Annotated in this window: 14 protein-coding genes and 1 tRNA gene; 10 read left to right on the top strand and 5 right to left on the bottom strand. The window is 54.7% G+C overall.

The window, feature by feature from the left end; genetic code table 11:
- Positions 1-15 precede the first annotated feature (15 nt).
- The 5 genes from BUB55_RS08760 (at position 16) to BUB55_RS08740 (ending at position 4895) form a co-directional block, all read left to right on the top strand.
- Positions 16-1536 carry a cell envelope integrity protein TolA gene (locus tag BUB55_RS08760; RefSeq protein ID WP_073190049.1) on the top strand — a complete coding sequence of 507 codons (1521 nt, stop codon included), beginning with the start codon at positions 16-18 and terminating at the stop codon, positions 1534-1536.
- An 87-nt stretch (positions 1537-1623) separates the two neighbouring features.
- A tRNA-Arg gene (locus BUB55_RS08755) sits at positions 1624-1696 on the top strand.
- Between the two features lie 51 nt (positions 1697-1747).
- Positions 1748-3280, top strand: a complete 1533-nt coding sequence (locus BUB55_RS08750; RefSeq protein ID WP_073190085.1) for an alginate O-acetyltransferase AlgX-related protein — start codon at positions 1748-1750, stop codon at positions 3278-3280.
- Positions 3280-3519, top strand: a complete 240-nt coding sequence (locus BUB55_RS08745; protein ID WP_073190048.1) for a helix-turn-helix transcriptional regulator — start codon at positions 3280-3282, stop codon at positions 3517-3519. Before BUB55_RS08750 ends, BUB55_RS08745 begins: the two co-directional genes overlap by 1 nt.
- Positions 3520-3566: 47 nt before the next feature.
- Positions 3567-4895, top strand: a complete 1329-nt coding sequence (locus tag BUB55_RS08740) for a TldD/PmbA family protein (protein WP_073190046.1) — start codon at positions 3567-3569, stop codon at positions 4893-4895.
- Here BUB55_RS08740 and lgt read toward each other — a convergent pair.
- From lgt to orn, 3 genes are read right to left on the bottom strand one after another with little or no spacing between them, the layout of a single operon-like run.
- Positions 4873-5751: a prolipoprotein diacylglyceryl transferase gene (lgt, locus tag BUB55_RS08735; protein WP_073190044.1), complete on the bottom strand. Its 879-nt coding sequence runs from the start codon at positions 5749-5751 to the stop codon at positions 4873-4875. The genes BUB55_RS08740 and lgt overlap by 23 nt on opposite strands.
- Positions 5751-7070 (bottom strand): penicillin-binding transpeptidase domain-containing protein, encoded by a 1320-nt coding sequence (locus BUB55_RS08730; protein ID WP_234971877.1) that lies wholly within the window; start codon positions 7068-7070, stop codon positions 5751-5753. The genes lgt and BUB55_RS08730 overlap by 1 nt, the downstream gene beginning before the upstream one ends.
- 57 nt (positions 7071-7127) lie before the next feature.
- The gene (gene orn, locus BUB55_RS08725; protein ID WP_073190040.1) at positions 7128-7673 is read right to left on the bottom strand and encodes an oligoribonuclease; all 546 of its coding nucleotides are present in this window, start codon (positions 7671-7673) and stop codon (positions 7128-7130) included.
- A gap of 190 nt (positions 7674-7863) precedes the next feature.
- Here orn and fabF point away from each other — a divergent pair, with 190 nt between their 5' ends.
- The 4 genes from fabF (at position 7864) to BUB55_RS14230 (ending at position 12371) form a co-directional block, all read left to right on the top strand.
- Positions 7864-9093 (top strand): beta-ketoacyl-ACP synthase II, encoded by a 1230-nt coding sequence (fabF, locus tag BUB55_RS08720; protein WP_073190038.1) that lies wholly within the window; start codon positions 7864-7866, stop codon positions 9091-9093.
- A gap of 72 nt (positions 9094-9165) precedes the next feature.
- Positions 9166-10101 (top strand): YfiM family protein, encoded by a 936-nt coding sequence (locus BUB55_RS08715; RefSeq protein ID WP_234971876.1) that lies wholly within the window; start codon positions 9166-9168, stop codon positions 10099-10101.
- Positions 10102-10109: 8 nt separating this feature from the next.
- Positions 10110-10919: an inositol monophosphatase family protein gene (locus BUB55_RS08710; protein ID WP_073190034.1), complete on the top strand. Its 810-nt coding sequence runs from the start codon at positions 10110-10112 to the stop codon at positions 10917-10919.
- Positions 10920-11009: 90 nt separating this feature from the next.
- Positions 11010-12371, top strand: coding sequence for a hypothetical protein (locus BUB55_RS14230; RefSeq protein WP_159431953.1), 1362 nt, complete (start codon positions 11010-11012; stop codon positions 12369-12371).
- Between the two features lie 551 nt (positions 12372-12922).
- On the opposite strand, the gene BUB55_RS08700 is transcribed toward BUB55_RS14230, so the two are convergent.
- Together BUB55_RS08700 and fabD are read right to left on the bottom strand one after the other, a co-directional pair.
- Positions 12923-14464: an acyl-CoA carboxylase subunit beta gene (locus tag BUB55_RS08700; protein ID WP_073190032.1), complete on the bottom strand. Its 1542-nt coding sequence runs from the start codon at positions 14462-14464 to the stop codon at positions 12923-12925.
- Between the two features lie 20 nt (positions 14465-14484).
- Positions 14485-15342, bottom strand: a complete 858-nt coding sequence (gene fabD / locus BUB55_RS08695; RefSeq protein ID WP_073190030.1) for an ACP S-malonyltransferase — start codon at positions 15340-15342, stop codon at positions 14485-14487.
- A gap of 198 nt (positions 15343-15540) precedes the next feature.
- On the opposite strand from fabD, the gene BUB55_RS08690 reads away from it, so the two are divergent.
- Positions 15541-15786 carry an acyl carrier protein gene (locus tag BUB55_RS08690; RefSeq protein ID WP_073190028.1) on the top strand — a complete coding sequence of 82 codons (246 nt, stop codon included), beginning with the start codon at positions 15541-15543 and terminating at the stop codon, positions 15784-15786.

Here is a 15786-nt window from a genome sequence, read left to right as displayed (position 1 = left end):
ATAGGAATGAGTAACATGAAAAAATTTGTCAAAGTCTCGCTATTTTTGCTTTTAGGCTTCGCGACCCTGACGATGGCCGAAGATAAAATCACCAGGTATTTTGACTGCTGGATGGAAAACGTCGGCCGTGTCGAGCCCGAGGAACTGGAACGCCTTGCTGTGAAGACCTATGGCGAAGCCTGGATTTGCGGTTGCTTCAACATCGAAGAGAAGGAAGCCGACGAGTGGGGCGAAGGCGCCACCAAGGTGACCAAGGTGTGGGATTTGCCTCAGTTTGAAATTCTCAAGTGCAAGGGCAAAAAGTGCGCCGAGGACAGCGACGAGTACAACAAGAACCTGGACCTTTGCGTAGACCACCTCAACAGCACGGGCTTTACACTTGCCGACTTTGCCGATAGCGGCAAGGTCCACGACGCCGTGGCGCAAAAGTTCACCGACAACAAGAAACCGACTCCGTTTGGAACGTATTTTGCCGAGCGCAAGGCCCGCCTCGACAGCATCCCGTGCTTTTTCCAGTATCACGAACGTCCGGACGCCCCGCGCCTTTTGGACTGGAACCGCAAGGGTGTGTTCGCCATTTCCGGGCTCCCCGAAAAGCTTTTGCCCGATGCCGTGGGTCGCTTTATTGACTACAGCGATGTCCGCTGCAAAGATGGCAACGTGTGGTCCGGCTTCCTTTTGAACGGCTACCTCGAAAACGAGATGACCGTGGATGCCAACGGCAAGTTCCATGGCCGCGAGACGGGCTACGGCAACGACCCCAACCTGCCTATGCGCCAGGGCAAGGAGTTCGGCAAGGTGCTTTATACCACCGAATACGTCCACGGCAACAAGAACGGCGTTTCGCGTTTCTACCGCTACAGCGCGGTCGACAATCTGGGCATCAAGGATCCCAAAGAAAAGAAGAAAATGAAGCCCTACTACTTCTTGCACCTCGAAGTCCCCTACAAGATGGGCGCGGTGCATGGCATGGTCAACATGTTCTCGCAAAAGGGCTTCCTCATGGCAGAGATCCCGTACTGGAACAACGAAATCCACGGCCGTCTCACGGTCCACTACCCGTTTGTCGAAGACTACAAGGCGCAGCAGAAGGCCGAGGAGAAGGCCGACAAGCGTGAACTCAAGCGCATCAGCAAGCTCAAGGGCAAGCAGAGGAAGGCCGCCGAGGAAGCCTTCGCCCAAAAGAAGGAAGAACGCGAGGCCGCGCGCGCCAAACTCAAGGACAAGATTACCATCGACTTCAAGAAGGGTCTGCTCAACGGACAGAACGATCTGGGCTATTCCTTTGGCAACTACCGCGATGGCAAAATTGAGGGCAAGTTCTACACCTACTATGTGGATGAACGCTGCTACGAGTGGATACCCGTGAACGGCATCGAAGGCACAGACCCCGAAAAGAGCAACCAGGCGTGTTTCATCATGAAGAACGACAAAAAGAGTTGGGGCACGTTCCGTAACGGCGTACTCCAAGGCCTTATCGAGTGCGCGAATGGTATCAAGGGCAAGGAGAACGTGGACTGCGACCACGCTTACTAGTTTTTGCAAGCTCGGTTTCGTTGCTGACGAAACCGGAATTCTTTTGTATATTTGCAATGCTTCGGTGGCAGTAGTCGCCGGCGAGTTGCCTGGTTAGTTTAACAGGATAAAACGGGTCCCTCCTAAGGACTAGCTCCGCGTTCGAGTCGCGGACCGGGTATTTTAAGCGGATGGCGCTGTGGTGCTGTCCGTTTTTTTCTATTTTAGGGGCGTGAATAAAAAACTTGTCGCCATTATCGCTGTTTTCGGTCTTTTGCTTTTGCTGCCCTTCTCGGTGCAGTCGGTGGCGGACCTCCGCGGCGATAAGCGGTTCATTTCGTTCGATATTTTCAAGGATGTGGTCTACACGCCGTTCAAGCGTGGGAACGCCATTGCCCATGCGGCGCTCAAGTTGGATTCCTGCTGGCGAGCCGCACGCGAGTCCATGGCGGGCGGTACCGAGATTGCCGACGCCCTGGAACCGGTTGTGGGGGCGCTCTCCGACCTCGAAGCGGCTGTGCTTACGGTGAACACCTATGCCGAGCTGGATTCAGGGGAATCCCGCTACAAGCTGTTGAAACAGGCCGACACGCTCCTGGCCGCCCTCGAAGACGAACCCGAGAGCTTCCCGACGGTGGATTCGGCATTGAAAGCGACCATTTCGCGATTTGACCATTTTTCGCTGGGCGACGCCTTCCTTGACGTGAAGCAATATGGCGTTTGGACGAGCCGTTACCTGCGCGCCTTTGAGAGCAAGGTCGAGGACGAGAATGCGCTTGTTTTGGCGGTGCGTCCGCGTTACCAGCTGGCCGTCTGGAAGATTTTTAATGACCCCGGTGAAAAAGTCGTCCTCGGCTCCAAACCACCTGCACCGGCGGGGAATCAGGACCCGTGGCTTTTTTACCGCCAGGACGTGGAATTCTTGGTGCAGCCGTCACCCCTCGACGCGCGCAGCGCCAAGCTCGACAACCCCGTGAAGGCAATCGCGAAGTTCCGCGACCAGCTGCGCGCGAAGGGCGTGGAACTTTTGGTGGTCGTGGTGCCGGGCAAGCCGAGCATTTACCCCGAACGCCTTACGGGCGGCGAATCCCCGTTGAATTTGGGAAATACCTCGTCGAACGGGGCTACCCGCGGACACGGCAAGGCGATTCTCGATTCGCTTACCTCGCTTGGATTTAACACGGTGGACTTGTACACGCCTCTGCTTGCCGCCAAGGCGGGCGATACGGCGGAAGGAGCACTCTACCTGAACGACGACACGCACTGGACCCCCCGCGGTGCGGAACTGGCGGCCAAGGAGATAGCCAAAAAGGTGCAGTCCATGGCAGAGGCGGGCGTCATCGAGGTGGGCGAGGACTCGGTGGAGTTTTCGGTTGCCGACAGCGTGGCGCACCGCATGGGCGATATAGGCGAGATGAGCGGGCTCAACAAGTTTGGCGTGTTCAAGGAGCAAGATGTCACGGGGCATGTGGTGTCGCCTTTCAAGGACGACTTCCGCAAGGCGAAGATTTTGATTCTCGGTGACAGCTTTAGCCGCATTTACCAGACCGATTCGCCGGTGAACGCGGGCTGGATTGCGCACTTCGCGAAGAACATGAACCGTCCTGTGGCATCTATCGTGAGCGATGGCGGCGCTTCGACTTTGGTTCGCGAGAAACTCGCCCGCAAGGCCGGCGTACTCAAGGGCAAAAAACTTTTAATCTGGGAATTCGTGGAACGCGACCTCCGCTTTGGTGCGGAAGGCTGGAAAGAGGTTGATTTCTAATGGCAAGGCATGGAACGCCCACTCCGGGGCAGGCAATTCTGGAAGGTATCGAGTGGCTTAAGATGGACAAGGCGGAATTTGCCCGTCGTCTTGGTGTTTCCATGGAAATGCTCGAGGCCTTGATTGCCGGAACGCAGCCTATTACTCGCGAACTCGCCGAATCGCTGGAGTCCGTGACAGGGAGCCCTGCCGCCTACTGGCGCATGCTCGCAAGAAAAGTTACTAGTTCCAAGTTATAAGTTACTAGATTTCTGTGGGATTTATTGATTAATTTTACTAACTCATTATGAATATCATTGACGCCGTATCTTGTATGTGTGACCTCGCGAAGGACGAGGCGGAACAGTTCGATATCATTGCCTCGAATTCTCATTCCGAGGGGCTCTCGGTATTTCAGGGACAGGTGCAGAATACCGAAATCTCGGATTCCGTGGGGCTTGGCATCCGCGTGATCAAGGATGGCCGTCCGGGTTATGCCCACACCGAGCGCTTGACCAAGGAGGCACTGCAGCAAACGCTCAAGGATGCAGTTTGCCACACGCAGTGGACCGAGAAAACCGATATCGAGTTGCCGCAGCCGGTAAAGCTCTCCGAGCCCGAGGTGAACTACAACGCGGAACTCGAGAAGCTCGATCTGGCGCAAATGAAGGACTTTTGCATTGACCTCGAGAAGGCGACTTTTGCCAAGTCTAAGGAAATCGAGAATATCCCGTACCTGGGCGCCGAAAAGGAGGAGGACTACGCTATTGTGGCGAACCACAACGGCCTATTTTATGAGTCTCGCTCCAATGCCGCCTCGGCTGGGGCTGGCGCGGTTGCCAGCCGCGACGGTGTCAAAAAGCTGGGTAATTTTGTGAAGAACGGTCGCGATTGGAACGCGTTCAGCATCGATGAAATCGCAAGTCGCACTGCGGAATACGCCACGGAACTCTTTGGCGCCCAAAAAATTGAAGGCGGCAAGATCCCCGTGATTTTCTCTGAACGCATTTCGAACCGCCTTTTGGGCATGTACTGCAGCCCCTTTGTGGCCGAATCCATGCAAAAGGGCATGTCCCGCCTCGACGGCAAGGAAGGCGAAAAAATCGCGAGCGACGTGTTCTCCATCTGGAACGACCCGCTGGGTGAAATGTTCGAGCACCGCTTTATGTTCGACTCCGAGGGGAGCCTCACGCAGCGCGTGAAGGTGGTGGATGGCGGCGTCTTTACCTCGGCGCTCTACAACCTTGAAACTGCGGCGAAGGCGGGGCGAAAAACCACGGGCAACGGCTCCCGCAGCTTTGGAGACAAGATGTCAACGGGATTCTACAACTTATTGGTTCCTGCGGGCGACAAGACTACAGCGGAACTCCTGAAGCTGTTCCCCAAGTGCCTGCTGGTTGCCCGCCTGGAAGGCAATTCCGGCTGCAATTCGGTATCAGGCGAACTGAGTATCGGTGCGCACGGGTTCTGGTGCGAAAACGGCGTAATCCAGCACCCAGTCGATGGCGTGACGCTCTCCGGCAATTTCTTCGATATTATCCAGAACATTGTCGCCGTCGGGAACGAATACTACAATCCTTTCTCGAACTACAAGGTGCCTGCGCTCGCGGTATCTAACCTTGCGGTAAGCTGCTAGCCGCTTTCTTCTGGCGGTAAATCAGCACAATCAGCCACACAAGGCCCGTGATAATCATGATGCTGCAGAGCGTCTGTCCGCGGCTCATGCCGAAAAGGTCGATGCGCCCCAGGTGGGCATCGGGCCTGCGGAAGAATTCGATAAAGAAGCGGAATATGCCGTAGCCCATCAGGTAGAGGCAGGGCATCTTGTCGCGCAATAGGGGAATGCGTCTCAGGTTATAGAGAACGGCGAATAGGATGACGCCCTCGAAGCACATTTCGTAGAGTTGGCTAGGGTGGTGCAGAATCGGGTTCGTGATGGGGCTGTCGTGGGCAAGCGGGAAGAACATGCCAATAGGGCTCGTGGTTACTTCGCCAAAGAGTTCCCCGTTGATGAAGTTTCCCCAGCGCCCCCAGGTGTAAGCAAGCGGGGCTGCCAAAAAACAGAGGTTAAGCCAGGGCCATATCTTCATTTTGTTCCGCTTGAGTCCGATAATCACAAAGAGGAGGCCAATGAAGAGTCCACCGTGATAGCTCATGCCCGCAATGCCGGTAAAATGGTAGCCGAGGGCGTCATGGCTCAGCGGCAAAATAATCTCCGTGGGGTTCTGCAGGTAGTAATGCGGCTTGTAAAAGAACACGTAGCCGAGTCTGGCGCCAATCAAAATGCCTGCGATAATCCAGGTGAACATGCTGTCGAACTGTTCCTTGGTGTAGCCCATGTTCTCTTTCTTGTTGATTTTCCACATGGTGAGGTAGGCGGTGACAAAGGCAAAAATGTACATTACGCCGTACCAGCGTACCTCGAAACTGCCAAGGGCGAATGCGGTTCCATCAAAATAAGTCGGTATAAGGTTCCACCAGGTCGGTTCCATTAGTTGCTCCAAAGGGTTTTGTGTGCCCAATAATTTATAATCATTGCGGCGACTTGGCACGCGGGCTGCGAGCGGAAACCCTGCAAATCGTGGATTTGCAGAATGACGACGACAATCGCCTTGCTCGGGTCCTCTTTAGCTTGTGCGAAACCCATGAACCATTCGTAACGTCCATATGGGTCGTGGCCGTCCAGGCTACCCGTTTTGCCGCCGATGTTCAGGGCGTTGAAGTTTTTGCGAGCCATGTTGCGGGTCGAGATGTGCTTGCGGGCGGTGCCGTTGGTGATGCTGCGGATCATGGCCTCCCTGAGCCCGTAGTAGGTATTCTCACTGAACTTGCCCACGTCGAGCGCAATGCGGTTCTTGGGGGCGAACTGGGGGAGGTTTGCTGCCCAGGGGATTTCGAGCGGCTTTTTGGTGAGGATGGAGCGCACCTGGGCGGCGGCGAGGAGCGGCGTGAGGGTGGTCGACTCGGTAAAGCCGCAGCTGGCTTCGGCGAGGCCGTAGCCCGTGTCGGGCGGGTTGTAGTTCGAACGCCCGGGGATCCCGCTGGGAAAGTTCATGTTGTAGCCCAGGTTCTTGGCGGCGCTCTTGAGGCGGCTCGCCCCCACGTTCATGCCGATGATGGCCAAGGGCGGGTTTGCCGACTTGGCGTAAGCGTCCTGCAGCTCGATGGTTGGTCCCGTGTAGTTCTCGGCGACGCGCAGTTGGCGCTTGTACAAGGTGTGGTGCGCCCCCTGATCGGGAATGGGCGTGTTGAGCGAGTAGCGGTTGCTCTCCATGGCCGCGGCGATGGTGATGGTCTTGGCGAGCGAGGCGGCGGGGAAGGTGTTTTTGACAAAGTAGTCGGGGTCGTTTTGCACTTTGCCGTCCTTGGTCTCGCCCCAGGCGATAATCTCGTTGGTCTTGGGTTCCACTACCAGCATCACGCTGTGTAAAGGCTTGAAGCGTCTCAGCATGATGTCGATTTTTTCGGCGAGGAACACGTCCTTTTGATTTTTGATGTGGGCACTGTCGATGACCTCGATCTCTGGCTGAGTTTCTGGGGTGACCGCGGCGATGATGGTCGCCTGCGTGTTCGCGATGTTTTCGACCTGTTCTTCGGCCTTGGTCAGCGGGGCGCTCGCCTGTAGGGCGTTTACGGGTTTCTCGGCGGAGTCGACTGGGGCGTTTTCTGCTGAGTCCGCGGTTGGCAGACTGGTAGAAACGGCGGTCGAGGCGACTGGCGCTTGGGTATCGGACTCCCCGCCAAAAATGCAGGAGCCAATCAGTGTGCAGAAGATAATAAAGACGGCTGCGGCAATGCAGCGATTTCTCATTCGTTCTTTGTAGGGGCGTCTATTCTTGGGGTCGTAATAATATTTCATCGAGTTTGTTTACTTAAAAATCGTCTTGCGGTAGTAGGCGAGCTCGGCGATGCTCTCGCGGATATCGTTCAGTGCCTCGTGGCGCTTTTCCTTCTGGAATTCGGCGAGTTGCGGATACCAGCGGAACGAAAGTTCCTTGATGGAACTGACGTCTATATTCCTGTAGCAAAGCCAGTTCGATATTTCGGGCATGTATTTGTACAAAAAGCGTCTGTCCTGCGTGATGGAATTGCCGCATAGCACGTTCTTTGTCTTTTCGGTAAAGGGCTTGATAAAGTCGAATGTCACTTTCTCGGCATCGGCGGTGGAGTACTGCGAATGCCTGCAGCGTTCCACGAGCCCGCTCTGAGTGTGGTGCTTGGAATTCCACTCGTCCATGGATTCAAAGACGTTCTCACCCTGGTGTATGGCTATGACGGGTCCTTCTGCAAGGATGTTCAGTTCCGCATCGGTAACGATTGTGGCGATTTCCAGGATAACATCCTTGTCGGGGTCGAGTCCGGACATTTCCAGGTCCATCCAGACCAAGTTTCTAGAACTTTTCTTTTTTGTCATAGCGTCTGCAAATTTAGTTTTTTATAAAAAAAAGATAATGTTTCTTTGCGGATTGGGCGTCATATTTGATATTTGTCCGTCTTTTTACTTATTTCGTCGGGGGGTTGTCCCAATGAGAAATAAAACACTTTATTGTAAGAAAAATATTTGCTATATTCGGCCTCGTTAATTTGTTATACAGGAACACACTATGGAAGAAGTAGTTATCACTGGTATGGGCTGTGTTTCGGCCCTTGGAAATTCCCCCGACATCCTCTGGGACAGCCTTTTGCAGGGCAAGTCCGGTGTCGCCAAGATTGAAAGGTTTGATGTTTCCGCTTTGCCGGTCCAAATTGCGGCTGCGGTCAAGGAATTTGACGGTTCTGAGTTCTTCAGCGCCAGAGACCAGTCCAGGTTCTCGAAGTGCATCCAGTATGCTGTCTATTCAGCCTTCCAGGCGTTGAAGAATGCCGGTGTTGACCCGAAGGCCGAAGATCCTTCCCGTTCTGGAGTAATTATCGGTGCTGGAATCGGTGGCATGAACTCCTATACTGAAAATGCGGTCACCTGGGGAACCCGTGGTCCGAACCGCGTTTCTCCTTTCTTCATCCCGATGTCGATTACCAATATGCCTGCTGGCGAGGTTTCTAACCGCACTGGATGGATGGGTCCCTGTTTCGCCGTGGTTTCCGCCTGTGCAACATCGAACCATTCCATTGCTGCCGCTTACGACGCCATCCGCCTTGGTCGTGCCGACATCATGCTGGCCGGCGGTACCGACGAAACGGTGAACCCGCTCGCTCTCGCTGGCTTTACCAACATGCATGCGCTCTCCAAGCGCAACGATGACCCCGCCACTGCTTCCCGCCCGTTCGACAAGGACCGCGACGGCTTCGTGATGGGCGAAGGTTCCGGCATTCTCGTGCTCGAAAGCCTTTCTCACGCCAAGAAGCGCGGCGCGAACATCCTGGCCCGCGTTGCTGCTGTCGGCATGAGCGCCGATGCACACCACATGTCCGCCCCGCGTGAAGACGGCGAAGGCGTGCGTCTCGCTATCGAAATGGCTCTCCGTGACGCTGGCATTTCCCCGAAGGAAGTGGGCTACGTGAATACCCACGGTACGTCGACCCCGCTCGGCGATGTTGCTGAATGCTCCGCCCTCGAGAAGGTGTTCGGTGCATCCGATTCCCTGAAAATCAACTCCTCCAAGTGCATGATCGGTCACGCCCTCGGTGCTGCCGGTGCCCTTGAGGCCATCATCACGGTGAAGTCTCTGCAGAACCAGATGATTCATGCTACGACGAATGTGTTCAATCAGGACGAACGCATCCACCTCGATGTTTGCGCGAACAAGAATACGAGCCACAGCTTCAAGTATGCGCTCTCCGACGGCTTTGGCTTCGGCGGCCAGAACAGCGTGCTCCTCTTGGCTCGCGACTAATTCCGCATTACACATTATAAAAGCCCTTGGAGTTCCATTCTCCGGGGCTTTTCTTTTTCTATCTTTACAGGCGTGAAAGGGTCAATCTCAAAATGCTTTGCTGCTTTTGCTCTTGCGCTGGTTTGCCTTGTGCAGTTCACGCATGCGGCACCCAACGATCCGCTGACCTGGCGCGATTCCGCATGGGACTACCGCAGTGAAGACCCGGAGGACGTTGGTACCCAGGTTTCTATCCCCAAGGTTGCCGGGGTGGCATCCCTCACGCTTATTGCCTACGGTGCCGCCTACTGGCTTGTGTTCGAAAAGGGCTGGTGGGAAGACGAGGGCAGCCATTTCCATTTTGAAAACGATTTCGACTACGCCATGAACCTCGACAAATTCGGGCATTTTGCCTCGGGCGTTATGATGGGTGAGAGTTTTTACGAGGGTTACCGCTGGGCTGGGCTTTCGGAGTTCCAGTCGTACCTTTTTGCGGGCCTCTCCGCATTGTCGACCCATATTGCCATCGACGTGAAGGACGGCTATTCGCCGGACTGGGGCTTTAGCATCTTTGACGTGCTCAGCGGGACCTTGGGCGGGTTCCTCCCTATGGCCGAACGCTACATTCCGGTGTTCAAGTATGTGGACCTCAAGTGGAGCTACTGGATCAATACCAAGGCCTATTACCGTCAAAGCCATACCAAGGTGTTTACCGACGACTACTGTAACCAGACTTTCTGGGCTTCGTTCAAGCTCTACCGTTTACTTCCCGCCGCCGCCCGCCAGTATTACCCGAGCTGGCTTGCCGTTGCCGCGGGCCTGAGTATTGACGAGAAGGTGTTTACCGGCGAACCACACCCGCGTCGCGAGGTCTACATCGCCCTGGACTACGACTTCGAGGCGTTCCGCCCGCAAAGCCGCATGGCGCGCTCCATTGTGAAGTACCTCAACTACTTCAAGTTGCCGGCACCGACGGTCCAGGTTTATCCGGAAGTCCATTGGTACTGGTTGTACCCCATCAAGTTCTAGTTAAAAAAATGTCTACCGTCTCGGTTCAAGAAATCCAAAAGTATTTAAGTGTCGCGGAATCGCTGGCCCGTAGGGCGGGCGACCTTTGCCTTGAACTTCAAAAGAACCTGGGCGATGTCAAGTACAAGTCCGTGAAGGATGTGGTGACCATCGCCGACGTGAGCAGCGAAAAGCTGATTGTCGAGGGAATACGCTCGGCATTCCCGACGCACTCCATCCGTACTGAGGAAGCCGGCGTGATTGCTGGTTCCGATTCGCGGTTCCAGTGGATTATTGACCCGGTCGACGGGACTGTGAATTTTAGCCGCGGGATTCCGCTGTGGGGCATTTCCATAGCCCTCCATTTTGAAGGCAAGCCGCTGGTGGCCGCGGTAAACCTGCCCAAGCTGGGCGAACTCTATACCGCGGGGCGTGGGCTGGGTTCCAAGATGAACGGGAATCCCATCCATGTGAGCGCCGAATCCAATCCGACGCACGCCATTGTGAGCAACGGCGACTTCAATGTGGGGGAGGTGGCCAAAATCAACGCCTGCAATTCCCACAATTTTGCCCGCGAAGCCGAAGTCTTCGAACGGGTCAAGTGCCTCGGGTCGGCTGTGATCGAGGGCTGCTTTACTGCCTGCGGTCGCCTGGATTGCTTTGTGATGACCATGAGTTACCCCTGGGACATTGCCGCCATTTCCCTCCTGGTTGAGGAGGCGGGGGGGCGTTCCTCCCACATTAACGGGACGCCCATGCGGTTTGTGGATGGGGAGCAGGTGGTCTTCAGTAATGGCCTTTTGCACGATATTTTGGTAAAAACGGTCAGTTTTTCTTGATTTTTTTGCCATTTACTCTTGAAAAACAAACAAATTATCTAAATTTTTTCGCGTCATTAATCACGAAAACCACTTATCAAAGGAGATAAGATGAAATCGATGAAACTTTCGGCCGTTATTTTCGGCCTTGCCGCTACGGCAGCCATGGCCCAGTCGGCTGACATTGAATGGGAAGCTGTCGGGGAAACAGCTCCTGCTGAACAGGCCGCCGCCCCGGCCGATACTGCTGCCGCTGCTGCCGCTCCGGCCGATACCGCCGCTGCTGCCGCCGCCCCGGCCGATACTGCCGCTGCTGCCGCTCCGGCCGATACCGCCGCTGCTGCTGCCGCCCCGGCCGATACTGCCGCTGTCGCTGCTGCAGACTCTGCTGCCGCTCCTGCCGCTGAACCGGTTGCCGAAGCCAAGGGTCCGGAATTCAAGATTTCCGGTGAAGCCGAAGCCGATGCCTACATTTTGGGCTATGGCGAGAATCATCGTGCCATCCACAGTTTCTCCTCGACCTTCGACCTGAACTTCGATGTGAAATTCAACGACAAGTGGTCTGCATTTGTGGGCTTGGAAGCTGACGACGTGACCGCTGATCCGGAAGTCCGCTTCAATGGCGCTTATGTCCAGTACCAGAACAGCCTCCTGGCTTTCAAGATCGGCGACATGACCTATGCTGAAGGTGCTTTCAACTACTATCGTTATGACGATCCTGCTGAAGCTGCGGCTGGCATGAAGGAAAACAACATGCGTGGCGTGGAATTGGATATCGTTGGTATCCAGCTCGCTATCGGTCTTTCTACCGATGCTTACACCATTGCCGCTCCGTTCGCTGTTAACGCCGATGAGGCCGCCTACTTTGTGCACTTGGCCTACGATCTCAACGTGGCTGGCCAGACACTCCGTCCGTATGTGCAGTACAAGGGCTACGACCTGGGCGATGCCAACCGTCTTCGTGCCGGTTTGGATGTCAACCTGAGCGTCTTCAACGACCTCTTCAAGTTGCATGCTGTTTACGGGTTCTTTGATGATCAGGTTGCCAAGTCCAACCCGAAGATCAGCCACACTGTGTTGGCGGAACCGACCATCTCCAAGGGCAAGTTCTCTGTCACGGGCGCTTTCTTCTACGCCTTCCTCACCGACAAGATGGGCAATGCTTCTTGGATCGATGTTCCGGAACGCTTGTTCGTCTATGCTGAACCGGCAGTCCAGTTCACCGAATCCCTCAAGGTTGGTGTGATGGGTGAATATCACACCAACACGCTTGACAACAACAACGACAATAACGAATTCGCTTACCTCGGCCCGAAGGTCTACTTCACCCCGACCGAATTCATTGACATGGACTTCTTTGCTGCCGCAATCCTCCCGATGGGTGATGGCGATGGCACGGGCACGCTCCTGAACTACACCGAAGACGACAACTTCCTCTTCGACTTTGGTGCCGAAGTCATCTTCAAGTTCTAGTTTTCAAAAGAACTTTCAGAAAATCCGACTCTCATGAGCCGGATTTTTTTTGTATTGGAAATTTCTTACGTACCGAGCGAGCGGTCTTTCAAGGGCGTATGCGACCTTTGGCCACTTAGCAGCTTGCTGCTTAGTGGACATGGCCACCTTTAGGTGGGAGCTCGTGAGAAAACGGAGGTCTTGCCACCTCACGTACCGAGCGAGCGGTCTTCCGTGAGCCGGAATGGCTCGTATTAACGAGCCATGTAGGCGAGAGCTCGTGAGAAAACGGAGGTCTTACCACCTCACGTACCGAGCGAGCGGTCTTTCAAGGGCGTATGCGACCTTTGGCCACTTAGCAGCTTGCTGCTTAGTGGACATGGCCACCTTTAGGTGGGAGCTCGTGAGAAAACGGAGGTCTTACCACCTCACGTACCGAGCGAGCGGTCTTTCAAGGGCGTATGCGACCTTTGGCCACTTAGCAGCTTGCTGCTTAGTGGACATGGCCACCTTTAGGTGGGAGCTCGTGAGAAAACGGAGGTCTTGCCACCTCACGTACCGAGCGAGCGGTCTTATAACGGTATATTGCCGTGCTTCTTCCACAAACGGGCCTTCTTCTTATCCTTGAGATAGTCAAAGGCGGTCGTCAGGCGGTCACGCACGTGTTCAGGGGCGATCACTTCGTCTATATACCCGTTCTTTGCTGCAATGTAGGGGTTCAGGTACTTGTCTTCGTATTCGGCGATCAGCTTCTGGCGCGTTTCTTGCGGGTTCGCGGCAGCGGCGATTTCCTTCCTGTGGAGGATATCAACTGCACCCTCGGCACCCATCACGGCAAGTTGTGCAATCGGGAGGGCGAATACGTAATCGGCGCCCAAGTTCTTGCTGTTCATGGCAATGTAGGCGCCGCCGTAGGCCTTGCGCAAAATGAGCGTGACCTTGGGCACGGTCGCTTCGGCGTAGGCGAACAGGAGCTTTGCGCCATGGCGAATGATGCCGTTGTGTTCCTGCTTGGTGCCGGGCATGTAACCGGGCACGTCTTCGAGCGTCAAAATGGGGATGTTGAAGCAGTCGCAGAATCGCACAAAGCGGCTGGCCTTGTTGCTCGCGTCCACATCGAGGGAACCGGCGAGGTAGTTCGGCTGGTTCGCCACTACACCCAAAACTTCGCCGTCCAGGCGGAGGAACCCGATGACCACGTTTTTGGCGTGGTTCGGCTGGATTTCGAGGAAGCTTTCCTTGTCGGCAAAGCAGGCGATTACGTCGCGAACGTCATAGCTCTTTTTGAAGTTGTCCGGAATGATGTTCTCGATTTCCTTAGACTTGTCCACGGCCTTGGTGTCGACTTCGCTGGGCTTTTCCTTGTTGTTTTGCGGCAGATACTTGAGCAGCTTGCGTACGCCTTCGAGGCAGGATTTGTCGTCTTTGTAGGTGAAGTGCGCAACGCCCGACTTGGTCGAGTGAACGCTGGCTCCGCCAAGGTCCTCGGGAGAAACGGTCTCTGCCGTCACTGCCTTCACAACGCCCGGGCCGGTGATAAACATCTGGCTCGTTTTTTCGGTCATGAAAATGAAGTCGGTGATGGAGGGGGAGTAGCAGGCACCGCCGGCGCATGGTCCGAGAATGACGGAAATCTGCGGGATAATACCGCTCGCAAGCGTGTTGCGGGTAAAGATGCCGCTGTAGCCGTCCAGACTCTCGACGCCCTCTTCAATACGGGCGCCACCACCGTCGTTGATGCACACGAACGGGGCCATCGATTCAAGGGCGAGGTCCATCACCTGGCAAATCTTTTTGGCGTGGGCGCTGCCGAGGGAGCCGCCGCTCACGGTAAAGTCCTGCGATGCGGCGTAAACTGTTTTGCCATTGATTTTGCCGTAACCGGTAACGACGCCGTCACCAAAGATTCTCTTTTTTTCGGGCAGGTCAAGGCTGGTCGAAACACGAAGGGCGCCAATTTCGCGGAATGTGCCCTTATCGAACAAAAACTCAAGGCGTTCGCGGGCAGTGAGTTTGCCTTGGGAGTGCTGCTTTTCAACACGGGCTTCGCCGCCGCCAGCTTCGGACAAAGCCTTGTACTGGTTCAGTTTTTCAAGATACGATTTATCCCACATGGTTTCTCCAAATGGCTTTTTTATTTTTGAATTCTTTTGATGAGCTTGGTAAGGACCTGGCCGGGGCCGAGTTCCTTGAATTCGGTTGCGCCGTCTTTGATCATGTTCTGCACGCTCTGTGTCCAGCGCACGGGGGAGGTCAACTGGGTCAACAGATTGGCCTTGATCTCGGCGGGGTCGGTATGCGGCTTGGCATCCACGTTCTGGTATACGGGGCAGTTCGGCTTGTGGAACTCGGTGGCCTCGATGGCCTGGGCGAGTTCTGCACGGGCGCTTTCCATGAGCGGGGAGTGGAACGCGCCACCCACCTTGAGCGGCAAAACGCCCTTTACTTTGTCCTTCAAAATTTCAGCAACTTTGTCTATAGCAGGCTTTTCGCCCGAAATCACGACCTGGCCCGGGCTGTTGTAGTTGGCCGGCACAACGACGGCGATCTCGTTCGCCTGCTTGCAGGCTTCTTCGACCAGTTCGTCGCTACCGCCCAATACGGCGGCCATGGTGCCCTGCGTGGATTCGCACGCCTTTTGCATGGCGGCGGCACGCTTTGCCACCAGGGAGAGACCGGCTTCAAAGCTGATGGCGCCGGCTGCTGTCACGGCGGAGAACTCGCCTAGGGAATGCCCTGCGACCATGTCGGGCTTGAAATCGTTTCCCATGGCCTTTGCCATGGCGACCGAGAGCAAGAAAACGGCGGGCTGCGTCACCTTGGTCTGTTTCAGGTCATCTTCGGACCCGTTGAACATGACGTCGGTAATATTGAAACCGAGAATGTCGTTGGCTTTTAAGAACATCGCCTTTACTTCGGCATTCTGTTCAAACAAATCTTTCCCCATGCCGGGGAATTGGGAACCTTGTCCAGGAAATACGTAAGAATTCATGGGCGGAAATATAGAAACTTTAATTTACAACTAGGAGTGCATTTGGTCCGTAGAAAAATTCATTTTATCATATTTTTTTGTGTTTTTTTCTCCGTTAATCCTAATAATTTGCTTTTTCATCCGTTTTTCTGCAATTTTTCAAAAAAATCCCATAATTTTACTATCTTTTGTTTGAAATATTAAAAAAAGGAAAACTCAATGAACAACGAAGAAATCAAAACAAAACTCAAGGAATTTTTCATGTCCGATCTGGGTGTTGACGGTTCTATGCTGAACTTTGACACGCCGCTTTTTGGCGAAGAAATCGGACTTGATTCCGTCGACTCCTTGGAAATCATTTCTTTTGTCGATGACGCCTTCGGTGTTTCCATGACCGGTGTTGGCAAGGAGCATTTCCAGAGCATCGATACCATTGCTGCCTATATCAAAAGCAACCAGGGTTAA

Origin of the sequence: Fibrobacter sp. UWP2 (assembly GCF_900141705.1) — a bacterium.
Classification (GTDB): domain Bacteria; phylum Fibrobacterota; class Fibrobacteria; order Fibrobacterales; family Fibrobacteraceae; genus Fibrobacter.
Note: the sequence above shows the minus strand (reverse complement) of the source record. Positions and strands in the feature narration are given on the sequence as shown.

Coding starts and splice junctions, on each gene's coding strand:
- lgt (WP_073190044.1), bottom strand. CDS start 5,751: ATGGAACCGACCTGGTGGAACCTTATACCGACTTATTTTGATGGAACC.
- BUB55_RS08740 (WP_073190046.1), top strand. CDS start 3,567: ATGAATATCATTGACGCCGTATCTTGTATGTGTGACCTCGCGAAGGAC.
- BUB55_RS08745 (WP_073190048.1), top strand. CDS start 3,280: ATGGCAAGGCATGGAACGCCCACTCCGGGGCAGGCAATTCTGGAAGGT.
- BUB55_RS08730 (WP_234971877.1), bottom strand. CDS start 7,070: ATGAGAAATCGCTGCATTGCCGCAGCCGTCTTTATTATCTTCTGCACA.
- fabF (WP_073190038.1), top strand. CDS start 7,864: ATGGAAGAAGTAGTTATCACTGGTATGGGCTGTGTTTCGGCCCTTGGA.
- BUB55_RS08760 (WP_073190049.1), top strand. CDS start 16: ATGAAAAAATTTGTCAAAGTCTCGCTATTTTTGCTTTTAGGCTTCGCG.
- BUB55_RS08690 (WP_073190028.1), top strand. CDS start 15,541: ATGAACAACGAAGAAATCAAAACAAAACTCAAGGAATTTTTCATGTCC.
- BUB55_RS14230 (WP_159431953.1), top strand. CDS start 11,010: ATGAAATCGATGAAACTTTCGGCCGTTATTTTCGGCCTTGCCGCTACG.
- orn (WP_073190040.1), bottom strand. CDS start 7,673: ATGACAAAAAAGAAAAGTTCTAGAAACTTGGTCTGGATGGACCTGGAA.
- fabD (WP_073190030.1), bottom strand. CDS start 15,342: ATGAATTCTTACGTATTTCCTGGACAAGGTTCCCAATTCCCCGGCATG.
- BUB55_RS08710 (WP_073190034.1), top strand. CDS start 10,110: ATGTCTACCGTCTCGGTTCAAGAAATCCAAAAGTATTTAAGTGTCGCG.
- BUB55_RS08700 (WP_073190032.1), bottom strand. CDS start 14,464: ATGTGGGATAAATCGTATCTTGAAAAACTGAACCAGTACAAGGCTTTG.